Raw genomic sequence first — 18,613 nt, forward strand, 5'->3', positions numbered from 1 at the left:
GACACGGCGGTCAGCCGCGCAGGTCGAGCCACGCCACCTGCTCGGGCGTCAGGTCGACGGAGAGCCCGAGCATCGACGAGCGGGCCTCGGCGATGGTGCGAGGCCCGAACAGCGGGAACGTCGGGAACGGCTGGTGCAGGACGAACGCCAGGGCGATCGCCGTGGCCGGCACGTCGAACCGGTCGCCGAGTTCGCGGGCACGGCGGAGCCGCTCGAAGTTGTCGTCCGAGTAGTAGCAGCGCACGAGTTCGGCGTCGTTGGTGTCGTCCGGGGCGGCCCGTCCGGTGAAGAACCCGCGAGCCTGGGACGACCACGGCAGCAGCGGGACCTGACGCTCCTCCAACCACGCCTTCGATGCGGCATCGGTGACGTGCTCGCACCCGTCCCACGGCACGTCGTACGCCTCGGCGAGACCGAAGTGGTTGCTGAGGACCTCGAACCCGTACTTGCCGTTCGCGGCCGCCCACGCGTTCGCCTCGTCGAAGCGAGCAGGGGTCCAGTTCGAGCCGCCGAACACCCGGATCCGGCCGGCGCGACGGTGCTCGTCGAGGACGTCGACGAACTCCCCCACCGGGATGTCCGGGTTGTCGCGGTGCATCATGTAGATGTCCGCGTGGTCGGTGCCCTGGCGGTCCAGGCTCTCGAGCAGCTGCCGGGTCAGGGACTCCGGGTCGCAGTACGGGGTGTGTGCGCCCTTCGTGATGACGACCACGTCGTCGCGGATCCCGCGGTTCTGGATCCACTTGCCGAGCCGGCCCTCGAGCACCCCGCCGCCGTAGATGTAGCCGGTGTCGAAGACGTTGCCGCCCTGCTCGACGAACAGGTCGAAGATCGCGCTCGCGTGCGCCAGGTCCGGCTGGTTGTCGACGCCCATCACCAGGCGGGACAGGCGCTTGCCGACGCCGGGGATCTCGCCGAAGCGCATCGGGTTGTCCGGCTGCACGGTCAGCGGGCGTCGGCTGACCGTGGGGATGTCGGCGGTCTCGGCCTCGAAGGGGTACCGGAGACCGATCGCCGCGCGCCAGCGGTCGAGGGTCCGCGCGGTCGCGAGGGTCTCGTCCGTCGTCATGAGCGCGGCGTCGACCCGGCCGGAGCGGAGGGCTTCGGTGGTCGCGTCGGCCTCGCGGGCGTAGGGGTGCTCCCCGGCGAAGGAGAGCGTGCGCGGGTCGTCGTCCACCGTGCGGATCTCGATCGTCGGGTCGTCGCCGAGGGTCCAGGGATCCGTGACCAGGATGCGGCCACGCGAGCCGTACACGGTGACGGCGTTCTCGTCCTGCACGCGCACGCCGGTGCGGACGGCCGCGGTGATGCCGCCGCGGTACTCCAGGTGCGCGGTGGTCCACTCGTCGACCCCGGTCGGCCCCAGCGTCCCCGTCGCGGTGAGCGTCGTGGGTTCCGCGACCGCGACGCCGGTGGCCGCCTGCACGATCGCGGCGGCCATCGTGACCGGGTAGCCGCCGACGTCGAGGATCCCGCCGCCGGCCGTCTCGACGTCGAACAGCCGCCCGGTCCGCTCCCCCGAGCGGAAGGCGAACGAGGCGTCGACGTGGGTGACGTCCCCGATAGCGCGGTACCGGACCAGGTCGAGCAGCGCCGCGGTCTGCGGGTGGAAGCGGTACATGAAGGCCTCGACGAGCGGCAGGCCGGCCTGGCGTGCGGCGTCGACGAGGGCCATCGCGGTGCCGTGGTTCGGGGCGAGCGGCTTCTCGCAGAGGACGGCCTTGCCTGCTTCGAGCGCGGCGAGCACCAGCGCTGCGTGGCCGGTGTGGACCGTCGACACGTAGACGGCGTCGACGTCCGCGTCGGCGAGGACCTGGTCGTACGTCCCCGCGGTGACGTCCGGGAACCCGTGCTCGACCGCGTCGTCCGCGAACGCCTGCGCGCGCTCGGGCGACGAGCTGCCCGCCGCGACGAGCGTGCCTGCGCTCGACGGCAGCTGCGAGAGGAACCGGCGGGCGATCCCCCCGGGTCCGAGGACGGCCCACCCGGGCCGTTCGGTGCCGTCGGACGGGCTGGAGGAGGTGGTCGCGGTCTGCGCTGACATGCGGATCCTGTTCGTCTCGTGAACCTTCACGGTCACGGCGACGCTATCCGCGCACAGTCGTCGTGACAAGGACTTCGTGAACGTTCACGACCTCGTTGGTACACCAGCGGGTGCACGGTTCTCTAGACTCGGCGCATGGCAAGTGCCCGCGATCGCGTCCTGGACAGTTTCGTCGCCATCGTGTGCGAGGAGGGCGAGCGTCCGGCCACCCTCGACGCGGTCGCCGCGCGCGCCGGTGTCTCGAAGGGCGGTCTGCTCTACCACTTCGGGTCCAAGGCGGCCTTGGTCGAGGGGCTCTGCGAACGGCTGTCCGACCTCGCCGCGCTCGACGTCGACCGCATGCGCGACGCCGAGGACGGCGCGGCACGGTACTTCGTGCGGAACAGCCAGTACGTCGGCAGCGAGCTCGACCTGGCGCTCCTGGCCGCGAGCCGCCTGCAGCAGGCGGGCTACGACGAGGCCGGTCGCACCCTCGACGAGACCGAGGACGCGTGGCTCGTCACCCTCGTCGACGCCCTCGGTGACGTGCCGACGGCGCAGGCGGTCAAGCTGCTCGGCGACGGCCTGTACCACCAGGCGTCCCTCGGTGCGGCGAGTCAGACCAGCCCGAAGCCGAGCACCATCGACATGGAGGCACTGCTCACCGTCGTGGACCGCGTGATCGCGACGAAGCCCGGCCGGTGAACGACCGGCCCCGCTGCTGGGGATAGACTGTGCTCTGAACCACCCGCTGATTCCGGAGGTACCACCGTGGGCCGCATCTTCGCCGCTGTCTTCTCGATCTTGCTCCTGCTGGTGTCGATGTACCTGTTCGGTTTCGCGTTCCAGGTGAGCTCGGGCCAGGCCTTCATCTTCATGGCCGGCGTGCTCCTCATGAGCCTCTCGTTCTTCCTGCCGATCCACGTGTTCGGCAAGCGGTAGTCACCGAAGACCGATCGCAGGCGGCGAACAGCCACAGACGTCGAACGGCCCCGCACCCTCCGGTGCGGGGCCGTTCCTCGTTCCGGCTACCGGGCGGACGGGAGGCTCTGCTCGACCCCGGCACGCTCGCGCAGTCCGCGCAGGGTCACCGCGGTCGCGATGGCGGCGTGCGCCGCCTCGGCACCCTTGTCCTCCTTCGACCCCGGCAGCCCGGCGCGGTCGATGCCCTGCTGCTCGTCGTCCAGCGTGAGCACGCCGAACCCGACGGGCTTGCCGGTCTCGATCGCCACGCGGGTCAGTCCGCTCGTCGCGGCGTCGGACACGTACTCGAAGTGCGGCGTGCCCCCGCGGATGATCACCCCGAGCGCCACCGCGGCGTCGAAGCCCGTCTCGAGCGCGGTCCGCGCGACGACCGGGAGCTCGAAGCTGCCGGGAACGGGGATCACCTCGGCGGTCGCACCGAGCCGCTCGACCTCGCGCTGCGCACCGGCGAGCAAGCCGGATGCGATGACGTCGTGCCACTGTCCGGCGACGATCGCCACCCGGACGCCCGCGCCGTCGACGTGGTCGCGCTCCGCTGCACCAGCACCGCTCATCGTGTCGTTCCCTCCGTGGGCGCGGACGCTGCCGCCACCCGGTCAGCCGCGTCGAGCCAGTCGGCGAGCGCGGCGATGGTGATGACGGGCACGCCCTCGCGCGCCCCCAGTTCGACGAGGCGCGGCAGACGCATCATGCCGCCGTCCTCGTCGACGATCTCGCAGATCGCCGCCGCCGGGCGGAGTCCCGCCGCCGTGACGAGGTCGATCGCTGCTTCGGTGTGCCCCGCACGCTCCCGGACGCCACCGGGCTTCGCGCGGAGCGGCACGACGTGCCCGGGTCGGTGCAGGTCGGCGCGGACCGAGGCGGGGTCGGCGAGCACCCGGAGCGTCCGTGCACGGTCGTGCGCGCTGATCCCGGTGGTGACCCCGACGGCGGCGTCGACGGTCACCGTGTACGCGGTCCCGCGGACGTCCTCGTTGTGCTGCACCATCGGGGGCAGGTCGAGTGCGTCCGCGATGGCGGCGCTCACCGGTGCGCAGATGAACCCCGACGAGTGTGCGACGGTCCAGGCGATCCACTCGGGCGACGCGAGCTCCGCCGCGAGGATGACGTCACCCTCGTTCTCGCGGTGTTCGTCGTCCGCGACGATGACCGGGCGCCCCGCGGCGATCGCGGCGATGGCGTCCTCGACGCTCGACAACCCGGTGACGACGTCGCCGGGGTTGGCCACGTCGGTGGTGACCACGTCGGTGGCGGGGCGCGTCTCGGTGCCCATCACCGGGCCTCCTGTCCGACAGCGGCCTCGACGGACGCAGCCGCGGCGTCCAGCCGGAGCATCCGGCGGACGTGCCGCGCGAGCACGTCGGTCTCGATGTTGACGCGGTCGCCGGGGACCCGGTCGCCGAGCGTCGTGGCCTCGAGCGTCTCCGGGATCAGGCTGACCTCGAACCAGGCGTCCGCCGGGTCGGTGTCCTCGGTGGAGACGGCACTCACCGTCAGCGAGACACCGTCGATCGCGATCGAGCCCTTGTCGACCACGAGCGGGCTGAGGTCCGGTGTGAGCGCGAACCGCACCCGGCGCCAGCCGTCCCCGTCCGCGGTCGCGAGCACCGTCGCGGTGCCGTCGACGTGCCCCTGCACGATGTGGCCGCCGAGCCGGTCACCGACCGAGGCGGCGCGCTCCAGGTTCAGCCGGTCCCCCACCGTGAGCGTGCCGTGGGCGCTCATGTCGAGCGTCTGCTTCATGACGAAGGCGGTGAAGGTGTCGGGGGTCTGCTCGACGACGGTCAGGCAGACGCCGCTGGTCGCGATCGAGTCGCCGTGGCGGGCGTCGGCGACCACGAGGGGGCCGCGGACGGTGAGCGCGACGGAGTCGCCGTGCTGCTCGACGGCGGTGACGGTGCCGAGTTCCTCGATGATGCCGGTGAACACTGGTGTCCTCTCAACGGGACTCCGGGTGTGCTCGACGGACGTCGGCATCGGCGGACGGGTGCACGGAACGTGCCCTGCCCGCCAGCGCTTCCTCCCATCCGGACTCTCACCGTCGGTCCCGGAATCCCACCGGGTCAACCTCTGGCGGGTTCGCACCCGTCATCAGTTCGTGGACTGTCACCACCGGTTCGGAATTTCACCGACCCCGGAGCGCTTGCGTAGTCGGAACGATACCCCACGCCGACGGCGGTCGCGCCCGTCGAGCGCGGCCGACGACACGCCGCGTCACACCGACCGCCGACCGGCGGACTGGAGGCGCGGTGCGGGGCCGCCACGCGCCTCCCGTCCGGCCCCACGTGCTGCGCGCACCGCAGAGCCGCGGAGCATCGGGCCGTCGGCCGTCGGGTCAGCTGCGTCCGCGCGCCAGCGCGACCGCCTGCCGCAGCGAGAGGTCCGGCAGGTACGCCCGGACGACCGCGATGCCGATGGCGGGCAGTGCCACGGGATCCGGGTAGGCGAGGACCAGCGGGTGCAGATCGGGCCCGAACTTCAGCTTGAAGCGCAGGAGCGAGCGGAACCCGTAGACGGGCTCGAGCACGCCGCCGACGAGTTCGAGCAGGTTCTGCACGCCGTCGCTCGACGGTGCGGACTCGGCAGCCTGGGCGAGGGGCGCGGCGGACAGGCTCAGCCGCTCCGCGCCGTCCTCGCGCATCCGTTCGGCCGCGCTCGCGACCAGGAACTCCATGACGCCGTTCGGGGCCGCACCGGTCCGACGCATCACGTCGAGGGTCCACCCGACCACGCGGCCCTCGCGGTGGCTGGGCAACCAGCTGGTGACGGCCAGCACGGTGCCCGCGCCGTCCTCCGCGACGAGCGTCCGGACCGCCGGGTCGCGCATCTCGTCGACGCCGCCGAGTGTGAAGCCCATCTCGGGGAGTTCGCGTTCGGACACCCACTCTTCCGAGATCGCCTCGATCTGGCGGGTCGTCGAGGCCGGCAGGTCGTGCCAGGACGACCAGGTGGCGGTGATCCCCTCGCGCCGCGCCTTGTTCACCGACGTGCGGACGTCCTGCTTCTTCTTCCCGCTCGTCGTCCAGGTCCGCGGGTCGAAGTCGGCGTCCTCGGCGACGGGCAGCGTGGCCCACCCCTGAGCGGTCAGGTGCCGGGCGGTGTCGGCCTCGATGCCGTAGAAGGCCGCGGTCCAGCCGTTGTCGTCGCAGAACCGGGCGAAGTCGACCAGCGCCTGCTCGCGGGCGTCCGGGTAGCCGAACGGACCACCGACGGTGACGGCGACACCGCCGTTCCGCCGGTAGGCCACGCCGGCGCGACCGTCGGCGGCGAACCAGTAGGCGTTGCCCTGCCACGTGGTCATCCAGCCGAAGGTGTCGCCACCGGCGGCGACGAGGAGCGCCCGCGCGCGTTCCCGGGCCGAGCGGGAGCCGTCGGTGTCGGCGTCCGGCTCGACCGCACCGGTCGGGCGGACCGCGGCGAGTGCGATCACCAGCCACAGCGCCGGACCGGCGAGCCCCAGCACGAGCCTGAGGACCGGGTCGAGCGACGGCAGCCGGTCCCAGTACGTCACCGGGGACAGCGGACCGAGCGCTGCGACCGCCAGCCGGAGCGGGTCCTCGACGTGCCGCGGCGAGGACGCCGCGACGACCAGGATCACGGCGATGATGACCACGGCGGCGGACAGGGTGGTGACCGCGAACGAGACGACCCGACGACGGGACGGCACGACCGTGAAGGACCGGCGGAGCAGCACGAGGACGACCGCGGTCGCGAGCGGCACGACGATCGAGGCGCCGATCGACACGCTGACGACGAACTGGTCCTCCATGCCGTGCAGTCGCTCGACGCGGCCGGGGACCGCTCCGTACGTCACGGCGGCGGCGATCGCGGTGACCACGTCGACCGCCACGACGAGCCAGACGGCGAAGCGACTGCCGCGGAAGAGTCCGAGCCCACCGACGACCAGCACGAGGAGCGGTGCGGCGGCGAGGGCCAGGGTCCACGGGTCGGTCACCCGGTACGCCAGGAGCCCGTGCAGGCAGGCCCCGGTGGAGGCGTTCGTCCGGCAGCCGGACACCGAGCTGACGGGGCCCGTGCCCACCACGGCGGCGATCGGGGCGAGGATGCCGACCCGCGCGCGGGAGACGAGCGCGATGACCGGTCCGACCGCGGACACGAGCACGACCGTGCCGAGCAGCACCCGGGTCTCGCGGTGGGAGCTGCGGATCCAGCCGAGCCGCTTCGGCGTCCGTCGGAGCAGCTCGCCGAGCACCCACCCGGTGGCGGCTGCGAGCACGGCGTACAGGTCGGAGGCGTGACCGGCGTAGAGCAGGAGCGCTGCGACCACTGCGAGCGCGTTGACGCGGATGCGGCGACGCCAGAGCGGACCGGCGAACGCGCTCGCGGTGACGATCGTGCCGACGATCGCGGTCCACGGGTCGAAGCTCGTCGCGCGACCGAGCAGCAACCGTGAGACGTTGCTGCCGTCGCTGTCGAGGAACGCGCTGAACGCCCCGATGCCCGTGCCGACGACGGTCGTGACGACGAACGCGACGGCGGTGCGCCACGAGCCCATCAGCCGTTCGGCGGTCCCGACCAGCAGGATGACGCCCGCCACGGTGAAGAGCAGCGCGAGGACACCCGTCGACGCGGCGAACACCCGGAAGGGCCCGAACGTGCTCGGGCCGGTGCCGTGCACGACGCGGACCACGATGGCGAAGACGCTCGTCGCCAGCACGAGCAGCAGGATGGCGGTCGTGACGGGGCGGCGCCGGACGGTCCGCCCGAAGGACACCACGCGTTCGCCCAGCCGTGCCCCGAGACCGGGTCCGCGCGGGTCCTCGATCGACCGTGCCGCCGGCGGCGGGGATGCTTCGGTCATCGCGTGGCGCCCGTTCCGGGGAGTCCCATGTGGGTCAGGACGGCGGGCAGTCCGTTGCGCAGCACGTAGCGGACCGTGTTCCAGTCGTGGGCGGAACCGGGCGAGACGACGAGGGCCGTCTGCATGCCCGCGTGCTCGGCCGCAGCCCGCAGCGTCGCGGTCGAGACCTTGTACGGAGCGTCGGCTCCACCGACCCCGAACACGGTGAGGTGGTCCTGGTACCGCCCGTGCCGCTGCATGATCGCGACCGGGGCGGCCGCGCGGTACGCCGCCGCCGAACCGCCGAAGCCGACCGCGATCGTGTGGTGCTCGTCGCCGTTCGTCGGCACGAGCTCGCTCGAGATCGCCAGGGCACTGCCGAAGACGTCCGGTCGAGCGGTCGAGAACTGCATCGCGCAGGTCGCACCCTCGGAGAAGCCGACGACCCCCCAGCCGTTCGGCCCCGATGCCACGCGGAAGTGCTGCTTCACCCAGTCCACGGTGTCGATCATGACGTACGAAGCCGCTCGACCGAGGCGCCGCGAGTCGACGCACATCGGATTCCGAGCGGGCGCTCCCAGCTGGTCCGGGGCGACGACGATCGGCCCGAGGCCGTCGTGCGCCGCCGCGTAGCGGTTCAGGACCTGGTCGAGCGCACCGGTCTGGAACAGGTCCGCCGGCTGACCGGGTTGACCGGACAGCGCCACGAGCACCGGGAGCGTCGGCGGGTTCGCGGTCCGCGCCGCCGGTGGCAGCCACACGACCGCCTTCCGGCCGTGGAAGTGCGACACGGTCCCCGGGATGCGGACGCTGACCGCCTCGCCCCGTGTCGGCATGCCGGCCGGGGCGTGCCAGCTCGCGGGCTCGACGACCGAGCCATCGGGCACCGTGGCCGGCTTCAACGGGAGCGTCCGCGACGGGTAGGGGTTCGTGGCGATCGCCTGCTGGATGTTCTTGTAGAACCCGAAGTCCACGTTGATGCCCAGCCCGACCGAGAGCGCGACCGCGCACACGGCGGTCAGGCCCACGATCCGGCGAGACCAGCCGCCCTGCACGAGCACGACCAGCCACATCGCGATCACGGCGCACCCGAACGCGAACCACCCGCGGGTCACCGGGGTGAAGGCGACGCCGAACGCGTCCTGCACGTCGCCGACCCACCACACCAGGAGCAGCCCGATCCCCGCGCCCGCCACGAGCGCTCCCAGCCGCACCAGGACGGCGAACAGGGCTGCTCGGTCCGCGGGACGGCGACGCAACGGTCCGGCGAGTGTCCACAGCGTCAGGAAGCCGGCGATGACGTACACCGGCACGAGGACGTCGCGGCCGGTGATGGTGAGGTGGAGCAGGTCGTGGAGCACAGTGTCATCGTGGTGCCGCGGCGCTGCCCTCCGCCCCCCGAACCGCTTCTGCTGTTCACAGGCTCGGCATCGCACGCTCCCAGGGATCGTTCGGCGTCATCTCAGCTGCGGTCTCGCCGGGCATGGTGAGGAGGGGCACCGCGAGCGGTGCCCCTCCGTCACGCGGTCGTCAGGCTCGACGACGCAGGACCAGCGTCCCCGCTCCGGCGAGGAGCAGGAGCAGTGCCATCCCCAGCGGGACCACCGGGGAGGTGGCACCCGTGTAGGCGAGCGTCGACTGCGTGGAACCGGCGACGGCCGTCTGGCCGCCGGTCGCGACCGTCGCGATGCCGGCAGTCGCCGTGACCGTGGCCGCCGGACGGGAGGCCGTGGTCACCGCCGCACCGCCGGTGCTGGTGGTCGGGGTGGTCACCACGACCGGGAGGCTGCCGTCACCCGAGCCGGACGGCGCGGTGCCGGGGTCGGTCGGGGTCGAGCCCGTGCCCGGGTCGGTCGGCGTGGTGCCCGTGCCGGGGTCGGTCGGCGTGGTGCCCGTGCCGGGGTCGGTCGGCGTGGTGCCCGTGCCGGGGTCGGTCGGGGTCGTGCCCGTGCCCGGGCCGGTCGGGGTCGTGCCCGTGCCGGGGTCGGCGGGGGTGGTGGTCGCACCGCTCCCGATCACTCCGACGCCGTTGCCACCGATGGTGACCGGGACGCTGACGACCGGGGTCACCTGCGTACCCGAACCGGTCCCGCCGGCACCGGACGTGGTGCCACCGGTCACCGGGACGGTGCCGGTCGAACCAGAACCAGTCGAACCGGTCGTGCCGGTGCTCGTGCCGTCACCGAGAACACCGATGCCGTTACCACCGACCGTCACCGGGACGCCGACGACCGGGGTCACCTGCGTGCCCGAACCCGTGCCGTTCGCACCCGACGTGGTCCCACCAGCCGCCGGGACCGAACCCGTCGAACCAGACCCAGTCGAACCAGAACCCGTCGACCCGGCCGTGCCGGCGCTCGCACCGTCACCGAGAACACCGATGCCGTTGCCGTTGCCACCGACCGTCACCGGGACGCTGACCACCGGGGTCACCTGCGTACCCGAGGCCGTACCGTTCGCACCCGACGTGGTCCCACCAGCCGCCGGGACCGAACCCGTCGAACCAGAACCAGTCGAACCAGAACCCGTCGACCCGGCCGTGCCGGTGCTCGCACCGTCACCGAGGACACCGATGCCGTTGCCACCGACCGTCACCGGGACGCTGACCACCGGGGTCACCTGCGTGCCCGAACCCGTGCCGTTCGCACCCGACGTGGTCCCACCAGCCGCCGGGACCGAACCCGTCGAACCAGAACCAGTCGAACCAGAGCCCGTCGTACCCGTGCTCGTGCCGTCACCGACGACACCGAGCCCGTTGCCCGACACGCTGACCGGGACCGACACCCCGCCGAGCACCTGCGTGCCCGCGAGCAGGCCGCCCGCACCGGAGGTGCTCCCCGACCCGGCAGCCGGGGTGGTGGGCGTCGCCGCCGGCGAGGACGAGGTCCCCGTCGCGGCACCGTCACCCAGGACGCCGATGCCGTTGCCGGCCACCGTCACGGGGACGGACACGACCGGCGCGACCTGCGTTCCCGACGCGGTGCCGTCCGTACCGGAGGTGCTCGGCGCGGCAGCCGCGGGGGTGGAGGTGGTGGGAGCAGCGGCGGACCCTGCACTGGAGGACGAGGTCGCGTCCCCGAGGGCCGCGATCGCGTTGCCGCTCGCGGTCACCGGTGCGCTGACGGCTCCGGCGACCTGCGTGCCGGAGGCGGTCCCACCGGTCCCGGAGGTCGACGGCGCCGTGGCCGCCGGGGCGGCGGCGGCCGGAGCAGCTGCCGCGGGGGCCGCTGCGCTGGTCGCGTCACCCGCGACGGCGACCGCGTTGCCCGCGACGCGGACCGGGGCGACGACGTCCGGGGCGACCTGCGTGCCGGATGCCGTGCCTCCCGTCCCGGACGTGGTCGGGACGGTCGTGCTCGTGGGCGAGGGAGCCGGGGCGGTGGCGGCCGGAGCCGTCGACGAGACGGCGTTGCCGACCACCCCGAGGGCGGTGCCCGCGACGGAGACCGGTGCAGTGACGGACGGGGCAACCTGTGTGCCCGAGGCGATGCCGTCCGCGCCGGAGGTGGTCGCCGCGTTCGCGACAGCCGTCCCTCCGAGCGTCAGCCCGCCGACGAAGAGGGCGAACCAGAGCCCTCTGCAGACGTTCTTGTTCATGGTCGTTCACTCCTGATCGAGATCGATGATCGGCCGAGGTCTCGGCCGGTGATGCGTGCCTGCCGTGACGGACAGGAGCATCGATCTCAGTCAGGTGCGACGTCGTGCTCGCCGACGACCGACGCGGGGACCGCGTCGTCGCCGACCGTGCCGCGAGACCCCGCGGCGAGGGAGAACTGGTCGTCGGCGCCACCGACGATGCCGACCGCGGCGGAGCCGCTCGTCCCGGCGCTCGCGGTCCCGCCGAGCGTTCCGGCGACCGGACCCTCGAGCGGGGCCGGCACGCCGTGCTGGCCGACGGGGACGGCGAGTGCGGGCCCGCCGAGCGTGGCCGTTCCACCGGCTCCGCCGGTCAGCCGGACGCCGAACGCGGTGGAGGCGGCGACCGCGCCGTCGACCCGCGCGCGGTCCGCAACGGGGCGGCCGCTGGCGGCCACGCCGAGAGCGGCGACGGTCGCAGTGCGCACCGCGCCGGGTCGCGACCCGGCCGGGTCGACTGCGACGGTCGACGGCCCGTCGGGGACGGAACCGAGCACCGGACCGACGGGGGGGCCGAGAACGGGCACCGAGCCTCCAGGCAGGATCCCGACCACCGGCGGCAGTGCGCCGTCCACGGTGCCGGGGAGGGATCCGACGACCGTGCCGACGTCACCGAGGACGTCGTCCACGACGCCGGCGACCGGCCCCGTCACGGTCCCGACGGTGTCGTTCCCGAGCACGGTGCCGACGATCGGCAGGCCGCCGACGACACCGTCGACCGTGCCGACGACGCTCGTGACGGGCCGCGCGCCAGCCACCGATCCGATGGTGCTGGAGACGGGTCGGACCACGGTCGAGACGGCGTGGGTCACCGGCCGGGAGGCACTGCTCACCACGTGCGCGACGGCCGCGGTCACCGGGCTGGTCACGCTGGGAGCGGGCGCTGCCGGACGAGCAGGGAGAGCGGGGACGTGCGGCGCAGCGGGCTTCGGCGCCGCGGGCTTCGGCGCCGGAGCAGGGCTCGACGGCGCCGGCGTGACGGGCGCGGGACGGGACGGAGCCGGGCGGCTCGGCACCGTGGGAGCCGGAGCGGCCGGCGACGGTGCGACGACCTCCCGGACCGGTGCGACCGCGGTGCCGACCGTCGAGCCGACGGCCGAGGACGTCGCGTGCACGGTGTCGCGCACCCCGCCGACGACGCTCCCGACCACGCCGTGCGTCGCCGGTGCGGACTCCGCGGCAGCGGCCGGGCGCGCGCCGAGCAGGAGGGCCATGACGACTAATGCGACCGCGATCCCGACGCCCGCGAGGGCGTACCGGAGGACCGCGCAGAAGGGTGCACGAAGCGTCGGTTCCATGCGCTCACCTCCTGATCTCGGTTGCGCACATAGAGTGGTTGACCGGCACGGTACGCCCGTCCGCGCGATTCCGCATCTGGTTCGTCGAAAAAACGTCAGGAAAGGCCGTCCGTGGCTTCGATCTTCAGCGCTCCGACCCGCAACCTGGACATCGTGACTCTGCACGAGATCCTCCGACTGCGGCAGGACGTCTTCGTCGTCGAGCAGGCGTGCGCCTACCCGGACATGGACGGGCGCGACCTCGAACCCGGGACGGTGCAGTACTGGATGGGGCAGGGCAGCGTGGACGCGACCCTCCGGTTCCTGCGCGAGCCGGACGGCACCGAGCGGATCGGCCGGGTCGCGACCGCCGAGCGGGCACGCGGCCAGGGGCTCGCCGGGCAGCTGATCGAGGCGGCGATCGCGGACTCGCGGACCGCGTCGATCGCGCTCGCGGCGCAGGCGCACCTCGAGCACTGGTACGGCCGGTTCGGCTTCGTGCGGTCCGGGGACGAGTTCTTCGAGGACGGCATCCGACACGTGCCGATGACGCGGCGGCGCTGAGCCCTCGGGCCGGGGCGGCGACGCGGGGCCGGCGGCGCGCAGACGGCTGCGCCCGGGTCAGGCGTGCTGCGCCGCGGTCGGGCGTGCTCCACCCTGGCGTGCTGCGCCGCGGTCGGGCGTGCGGCGGCTCGGTCAGGCGTGCCAGCGTCGGAGTTCGTCGAACGACCGGGCCTGGTCGGACCGCTGGGCGACCAGGCGCTCGAAGACGATGTTCGTCTGCGTCGTCGCGACCGACGGGTCCCCGCTGAGCTCGTCGGCCACGAAGTCGCGCAACTGCTCGGTCGAGGTGCACGCGATGTGCACCAGGAAGTCCTTGTCCCCGGCGAGGAAGGACACGTCCTGCACGACGGGCACCCGGAGGAGCCGCTTGGCGAACTCCCGGAGTTCGTGCCGCGCGGCGGCGTGCACGCGGACGGACACCATCGCCTCGATCGAGAAGCCCAGCCGGGCCACGTCGACGTCGGCCCGGTAGCCGCGGATCACGCCGGCGTCCTCGAGCGCACGGACCCGCGTCAGGCAGGTGGACGGCGCGATGCCGACCGCTGTGGCGAGTCGGTTGTTCGGGATCCTGGCGTCCGCGGCGAGCGTCCAGAGGATGCGCTCGTCGACCTCGTCGAGGCGCGGCGCGGGGTCGGAGAGACGAGCGGCACGGTCGGACACGCCTCGACGGTACCGCGTCGGTGCGTCCGCCACCGCGTCGGTACGTCCGCCACCGCGTCGGTACGTCTACATCGCCAGGGTCATGCCGACGATGGCGACCGTCATCGCGAAGACCTCGCCGCTCCGGACCGCACGCCGGTCCTCACGCGCCCACTCGAAGCGGAGCAGCCACCCGCTGAAGGCGCAGTAGCCGATCACACCGACCCCGAGGACCGCGGAGAGTGCGATGCCGTGCCCGGCGTGGCCGTCCGCGATCCCGGTGGCGTGGCCCATCAGGAGCATCCCCGCCATCACCACCGCCGAGAGGGCCCGGTGGACGTCCATCGGTTCCGCCCGACGACCGTCTGGCCGTCGACGCCGCATCACGGGCAGGGGCGCGAGGAGCAGCAGGAGCGTGGCAGCGAAAAGGGTCCACACCGCGCCCGCGTGCACGACCGGCAGCAGCATCGCGACGAGCATCACCGTCGCGGGGACGATCACACCGGGCCGCGGCCGGTACCGCTCCCCGACGATGCAACAGACCGACGCGAACTGCGGCACGACCAGCATCGCGTCGGCGACGGTCTCGTGCACGGCGGTCATGAGCGGGCGGCGTGGCGCGGAGGTCAGTCCTGCGCGGCTGCCTTCGCGGCGCGCTCCTGCTTCACCCGGGCGTTCTCGGCGTGCACCGCTGCCTGGGTGGCGCGCTCGCGGACCAGCCACTCGGGCTTCTCCTGCAGCAGCGACTTGATCTGCTCGGTGGTCAGCGCATCGTCGACGCCCGCGCGGAGGAGCCCGGAGATCGACACGCCGAGCTTCTGCGCCACGACGGGGCGCGGATGCGGGCCGTCGCGTCGGAGGTCCTCGAGCCACGCCGGCGGCTCCGTGCGGAGTTCGTCGAACGCGGTCCGGCTGATCGGCTCGTTCCGGAAGGACTCCGGTGCGGCCGCCAGCAGGATGCCGAGCTTCTTCGCGGCCGTCTCGGGCTTCATGGTCTGTTCCTGCGCCATACCGACAAGGGTACGGCCCGTATGCTCGTCTGCATGACCGCGGCACTCACCATCGCCTTCGTTCCGGGGGTGTCGCCCGCGAAGTGGGTGCGCGTGTGGCGCGACCGCCACCCCGACGTCGAGCTCCTCGTCCGTCCGATCGGCCACGACCAGGTCGACGAGGTCCTCGCGGGCGACGCCGACATGGTGTTCGCTCGGCTTCCCGTGTCGGACGCCCTGCACGCGATCCCGCTCTGGACCGAGACGGCCGTGGTCGCGATGCCGAAGGACGCCCCGCTCGCAGAACGCGACGACGTCACCGAGGCGGACCTCGCCGAACTCGACGTGCTCGACTCCGGCCCGGTGCCGGCCGACGTGGACGCGGTGCTCGACCTCGTCGAGGCCAACGTCGGGGTCGCCGTGCTCCCCCAGTCACTCTTCCGTGCGGCGAGCCGCAAGGACCTGGTCGCGCGCGCGCTCGTCGGCTCCCCCGGCACCCGGGTGGCGCTCGTGTGGCGGGACGACGACGCGACCGAGACCACCGAGGAGTTCATCGGTGTGGTCCGCGGGCGCACCGCGAACAGCTCGCGTCGACCGCAGGACCAGTCGGCCGACACGGAGGCGGAGGCCACCACCCGCCCCTCGCGGTCCGGTTCCGGGACCGGCGGCAAGGGAGCGAAGGCGGGCACTGCCGGCGGCAAGGCCACCGCCGCGAAGCAGGGCGGCGGCAAGAAGGGCGGCAACCGCCAGGCGAACGGCAAGGCGCCGTCCACCGGTCGTGGCCGGGGCCCGGGCATCGGGAAGACCAAGGGCAAGCCGTCGCGCGGGTCGAAGGGCAACCGCTGACCAGAGCGGTCCTCCTCCCGGGTCAGGGCACCACTTCCCGGGTCAGCGGATCACGGACGCAGCGGCACGCGCCACGCGTTCACCGCGGGCGTCCTCGGCGGCAGCACGCGCGGCGGTGACGACCCTGGTGTCCGCGCGGACGGCTGACCCGGCGTCGAACGGCGGGTGCGGGTCGTACTCGATCTGGAGCTGGATCGCCTCGGCCGCCGGCTGACCGACGAGTTCCGCCGCGAGCCACAGCGCCATGTCGATGCCGGCGCTCACCCCGGCTGCGGTGACGACCGACCCGTCGTCGACGATGCGGTCATCGACCGGGTCTGCTCCGAACGCGGCGAGCATCGGCCGGGACGCCCAGTGCGTGGTCGCCCGTTTGCCCGCGAGCAGCCCGGCCGCACCGAGCACGAACGCCCCGGTGCACACCGACGTGACCCACGTTGCCCGAGCAGCCTCGCGACGGACGAAGGCGATCACCTCCGGGTCGAGCATCGCGTCGAACGCCCCGTCTCCCCCGGGCACGACGAGCACGTCCGCCGGGGTCGCATCGGCGATCGTGGTGGTCGGGACGACGTCGAGCCCGCAGTCGTCCGGCACGGGGTCGAGCGTCGCGGCGACGTACTCCACCCGTGCTCCCGGCACCCGGGTGAGAACCTGCGCCGGACCGGTGAGGTCGAGCAGGGTCAGGTCGGGGAACAGCAGGAAGGCGATCCGGAACTCGCCCGGGTCGTGCTGCGGCAGCGCGGCATCCTCGACGCGTGCCTCAGGTTCCGGGCGGTCGCTCGTCACCGGGACCTCGACCACCTGCGCGTCCACGGGATGGACCGGCATGACCCGCGGGTTCTCCGTGCTCATGCCGCGACGATAGCCCCGGCGCCGCGGTCGCCGCGACACTTGCCGTGACCGCGGGCGGATGGCACCCACGGCGATCGGCCCGGATCGTCAGTTCCAGACGCCGGAGGTCCCGCGACGGTGACTGCCGACCAGGTGGGTGTCGACGATGCCGAGCGCCTCCATCAGAGCGTGCATCGTGGTCGGGCCCACGAACGCGAAGCCCCGCTTCCGGAGCGCCTTCGACAGCGCGATCGACTCGTCCGACGTCGTGGGCACGTCGGCCGCCGTCACCGGCGCCGGCGTCGCGGTCGGCCGGAACGACCACACGAAGGACGCCAGGCCGCCGTCCGCCCGGAGCGCGATCGTCGCGTTCGCGTTCGTGATCGTCGCAAGGATCTTGGCCCGGTTCCGGACGATCCCGGCGTCGGCCATCAGCCGCGCGACGTCGTCGTCGCCGAAGGCGGCGACCGTGTCCGGGTCGAAGTCCGCGAAGGCCGCACGGAACGCCGGCCGCTTGGCGAGGATCGTGCGCCAGGACAGCCCGGACTGGAACGCCTCGAGCGACAACCGTTCGAACACGCCGCGCTCGTCGCGGACCGGCATGCCCCACTCGGTGTCGTAGTAATCGCGGAGCATCGCGTCGGTCGAGGCCCACACCGGACGCGGCAGCCCGTCCTCCCCCACCACGAGGTCGGTCGGCGGTACGGCGGGCTCAGCGCTCATGTCTCCATCCTGCCGTCCGCGGCCGACACCGCTCCTTCCGACACCACTGCACGTGGCACCGTCGGGCACTACTCGGCCGGTGGCCCGTCCTGAGCAGCCTGCGGGTCCATCCACACGAGCTCCCAGCGGTGCCCGTCCGGGTCGTCGAAGGCGCGCTGGAACATGAACCCGAGGTCGACCGGCTCGCGGTCCTCGGTGGCGCCCGCGGCGACGGCGGCGTCCGCGAGACGGTGCACCTCGTCCTTCGACGCGACGCCCAGGGAGTTGATCACCTCGATCGTGCCGACGTCCGCGATCGCCTTGTCCGTGAACTCGGCGAACTTCGGTCGGGTCAGGATCATGAGGGAGATCGTGTCGCTGATCACGACGCACGCGGCGGTCTCGTCGGTGAACGCCGGGTTGATCGAGTAGCCGAGCGCCTCGTAGAACGCCTTCGACCGGTCGAGGTCGGTGACGGGCAGGTTGATGAAGACCATCGTGTCCATGAGCGGGGTCCTTTCGTCGTGACCAACCTGGCCGCTCCTGGGCGCGAGCGCAACCAGCGCTCGTTCCCGCGGCTGACACGCAATATGCTGACATGGTGCACCGCGCCTACATCGACGAGTCAGAACCCGGGGGCGGACGCGACACCACCGTCTACGTCCTGGCCGCCGTCGTGGTCCGCGATGCGGTTCGTGAATCCGCGCGTGACGAGATCCGATCCGCGACGCCCCGACGCATGCGGAAGCTCCACTGGTACGAAGCGCTGCCGAGTCAGCGGCTCTCCTGGCTCGACCTGCTCCGCCACGCGGCGTCCGTCCTCGTGATCCGCTACGAGGGCGCTCCCTGCCGATGCGAGCGGCGACGCCGCCGCTGCCTCGAACGACTCGTGCACGAACTCGAGCTGCGCGACGTCCACCACGTCGTCCTCGAGACCCGCGGCTCCGCCCGCGATCGCGATGACCGAGCGATGTTCAACGCGCTCCGCGACCGAGGGATCGGGCGCCTCGTCCGCTTCGAACACCATGCGGCGTCGGACGAACCGCTGCTCGCCCTCGCCGACATCGCTTGCGGTGCGCACGTCGCAGGCATCCCGACGACCTTCGGGCTCGATCACCCGGTCCTCGTCTCGTGAGAGTGGTCGAGACGCGCAAATCCCCGGGCCCGCGCTGGCTGCAGGACATCCGGGGATCACTTCCGACCAAGAGCACCTGATCGACATATCAATGTTAGACGGCTTCGGCAGCAGCGTCAACTGGCTCGACCCGTGCACTGACGGAAGCCATGCCCGCATGTTGCGGTCAACGCAGAACGGACGGGAGGC

General features: G+C 72.8%; 19 protein-coding genes and 1 riboswitch. Of the genes, 5 read left to right on the plus strand and 14 right to left on the minus strand.

Features of this window, described 5'->3' with window-relative positions; genetic code table 11:
- Nucleotides 1–10: 10 nt before the first annotated feature.
- Nucleotides 11–2,044, minus strand: coding sequence for an aldo/keto reductase (locus J7E22_RS12820; RefSeq protein WP_214982170.1), 2,034 nt, complete (start codon nt 2,042–2,044; stop codon nt 11–13).
- A 135-nt stretch (nt 2,045–2,179) separates the two neighbouring features.
- Between J7E22_RS12820 and J7E22_RS12825 the strand changes: the two genes are divergently transcribed.
- Both J7E22_RS12825 and J7E22_RS12830 read left to right on the plus strand, forming a co-directional pair.
- Nucleotides 2,180–2,728, plus strand: coding sequence for a TetR/AcrR family transcriptional regulator (locus tag J7E22_RS12825; protein ID WP_214982172.1), 549 nt, complete (start codon nt 2,180–2,182; stop codon nt 2,726–2,728).
- Between the two features lie 66 nt (nt 2,729–2,794).
- Complete coding sequence (locus tag J7E22_RS12830) at nt 2,795–2,965, plus strand: hypothetical protein (protein ID WP_214982174.1); 171 nt, start codon at nt 2,795–2,797, stop codon at nt 2,963–2,965.
- Between the two features lie 86 nt (nt 2,966–3,051).
- Here the strand turns inward: J7E22_RS12830 and ribH are convergent, their stop codons facing one another.
- From ribH to J7E22_RS12865, 7 genes are all read right to left on the minus strand, one after another.
- Nucleotides 3,052–3,561: a 6,7-dimethyl-8-ribityllumazine synthase gene (gene ribH / locus J7E22_RS12835; protein WP_214982176.1), complete on the minus strand. Its 510-nt coding sequence runs from the start codon at nt 3,559–3,561 to the stop codon at nt 3,052–3,054.
- The gene (gene ribB / locus J7E22_RS12840) at nt 3,558–4,280 is read right to left on the minus strand and encodes a 3,4-dihydroxy-2-butanone-4-phosphate synthase (RefSeq protein ID WP_308159251.1); all 723 of its coding nucleotides are present in this window, start codon (nt 4,278–4,280) and stop codon (nt 3,558–3,560) included. The genes ribH and ribB overlap by 4 nt, the downstream gene beginning before the upstream one ends.
- Complete coding sequence (locus tag J7E22_RS12845; RefSeq protein WP_214982178.1) at nt 4,280–4,936, minus strand: riboflavin synthase; 657 nt, start codon at nt 4,934–4,936, stop codon at nt 4,280–4,282. The genes ribB and J7E22_RS12845 overlap by 1 nt, the downstream gene beginning before the upstream one ends.
- An 82-nt stretch (nt 4,937–5,018) precedes the next feature.
- Nucleotides 5,019–5,152: riboswitch (FMN riboswitch) on the minus strand.
- A gap of 190 nt (nt 5,153–5,342) precedes the next feature.
- The gene (locus tag J7E22_RS12850; RefSeq protein WP_214982179.1) at nt 5,343–7,829 is read right to left on the minus strand and encodes a bifunctional lysylphosphatidylglycerol flippase/synthetase MprF; all 2,487 of its coding nucleotides are present in this window, start codon (nt 7,827–7,829) and stop codon (nt 5,343–5,345) included.
- Nucleotides 7,826–9,169 (minus strand): esterase family protein, encoded by a 1,344-nt coding sequence (locus J7E22_RS18280; protein WP_214982181.1) that lies wholly within the window; start codon nt 9,167–9,169, stop codon nt 7,826–7,828. The genes J7E22_RS12850 and J7E22_RS18280 overlap by 4 nt, the downstream gene beginning before the upstream one ends.
- Before the next feature lie 169 nt (nt 9,170–9,338).
- On the minus strand, nt 9,339–11,405 hold the full coding sequence (locus J7E22_RS12860; RefSeq protein WP_214982183.1) for a hypothetical protein: 2,067 nt from the start codon (nt 11,403–11,405) through the stop codon (nt 9,339–9,341).
- An 86-nt stretch (nt 11,406–11,491) separates the two neighbouring features.
- A complete protein-coding gene (locus J7E22_RS12865; protein ID WP_214982185.1) occupies nt 11,492–12,742 on the minus strand; it encodes a hypothetical protein in 1,251 nt (416 codons plus the stop codon).
- A 111-nt stretch (nt 12,743–12,853) separates the two neighbouring features.
- Here J7E22_RS12865 and J7E22_RS12870 point away from each other — a divergent pair, with 111 nt between their 5' ends.
- Entirely contained in the window at nt 12,854–13,285 is a 432-nt protein-coding gene (locus tag J7E22_RS12870; RefSeq protein ID WP_214982187.1) for a GNAT family N-acetyltransferase, read from the plus strand.
- 132 nt (nt 13,286–13,417) lie between these two features.
- Here J7E22_RS12870 and J7E22_RS18285 read toward each other — a convergent pair whose 3' ends face one another.
- The 3 genes from J7E22_RS18285 to J7E22_RS12885 form a co-directional block, all read right to left on the minus strand.
- Nucleotides 13,418–13,945, minus strand: coding sequence for an Lrp/AsnC family transcriptional regulator (locus tag J7E22_RS18285; RefSeq protein ID WP_214982189.1), 528 nt, complete (start codon nt 13,943–13,945; stop codon nt 13,418–13,420).
- A gap of 66 nt (nt 13,946–14,011) precedes the next feature.
- Nucleotides 14,012–14,527, minus strand: coding sequence for a hypothetical protein (locus J7E22_RS12880; RefSeq protein ID WP_214982191.1), 516 nt, complete (start codon nt 14,525–14,527; stop codon nt 14,012–14,014).
- A gap of 23 nt (nt 14,528–14,550) precedes the next feature.
- Complete coding sequence (locus J7E22_RS12885; RefSeq protein ID WP_214982192.1) at nt 14,551–14,934, minus strand: DUF5997 family protein; 384 nt, start codon at nt 14,932–14,934, stop codon at nt 14,551–14,553.
- A gap of 33 nt (nt 14,935–14,967) precedes the next feature.
- On the opposite strand from J7E22_RS12885, the gene J7E22_RS12890 reads away from it, so the two are divergent.
- A complete protein-coding gene (locus tag J7E22_RS12890) occupies nt 14,968–15,759 on the plus strand; it encodes a LysR family transcriptional regulator substrate-binding protein (protein ID WP_214982194.1) in 792 nt (263 codons plus the stop codon).
- Between the two features lie 42 nt (nt 15,760–15,801).
- Here J7E22_RS12890 and J7E22_RS12895 read toward each other — a convergent pair whose 3' ends face one another.
- The 3 genes from J7E22_RS12895 to J7E22_RS12905 form a co-directional block, all read right to left on the minus strand.
- Nucleotides 15,802–16,608 carry a DJ-1/PfpI family protein gene (locus J7E22_RS12895; protein WP_251009110.1) on the minus strand — a complete coding sequence of 269 codons (807 nt, stop codon included), beginning with the start codon at nt 16,606–16,608 and terminating at the stop codon, nt 15,802–15,804.
- An 87-nt stretch (nt 16,609–16,695) separates the two neighbouring features.
- Nucleotides 16,696–17,310: a DNA-3-methyladenine glycosylase I gene (locus tag J7E22_RS12900; RefSeq protein WP_214982196.1), complete on the minus strand. Its 615-nt coding sequence runs from the start codon at nt 17,308–17,310 to the stop codon at nt 16,696–16,698.
- 68 nt (nt 17,311–17,378) lie between these two features.
- Nucleotides 17,379–17,795, minus strand: a complete 417-nt coding sequence (locus J7E22_RS12905) for a VOC family protein (RefSeq protein ID WP_214982197.1) — start codon at nt 17,793–17,795, stop codon at nt 17,379–17,381.
- Nucleotides 17,796–17,887: 92 nt separating this feature from the next.
- Here J7E22_RS12905 and J7E22_RS12910 point away from each other — a divergent pair, with 92 nt between their 5' ends.
- A complete protein-coding gene (locus J7E22_RS12910) occupies nt 17,888–18,424 on the plus strand; it encodes a DUF3800 domain-containing protein (protein ID WP_214982199.1) in 537 nt (178 codons plus the stop codon).
- The last annotated feature ends 189 nt before the right edge of the window (nt 18,425–18,613 follow it).

Source organism: Curtobacterium sp. ISL-83 (assembly GCF_018613895.1).
Taxonomy (GTDB): domain Bacteria; phylum Actinomycetota; class Actinomycetes; order Actinomycetales; family Microbacteriaceae; genus Curtobacterium.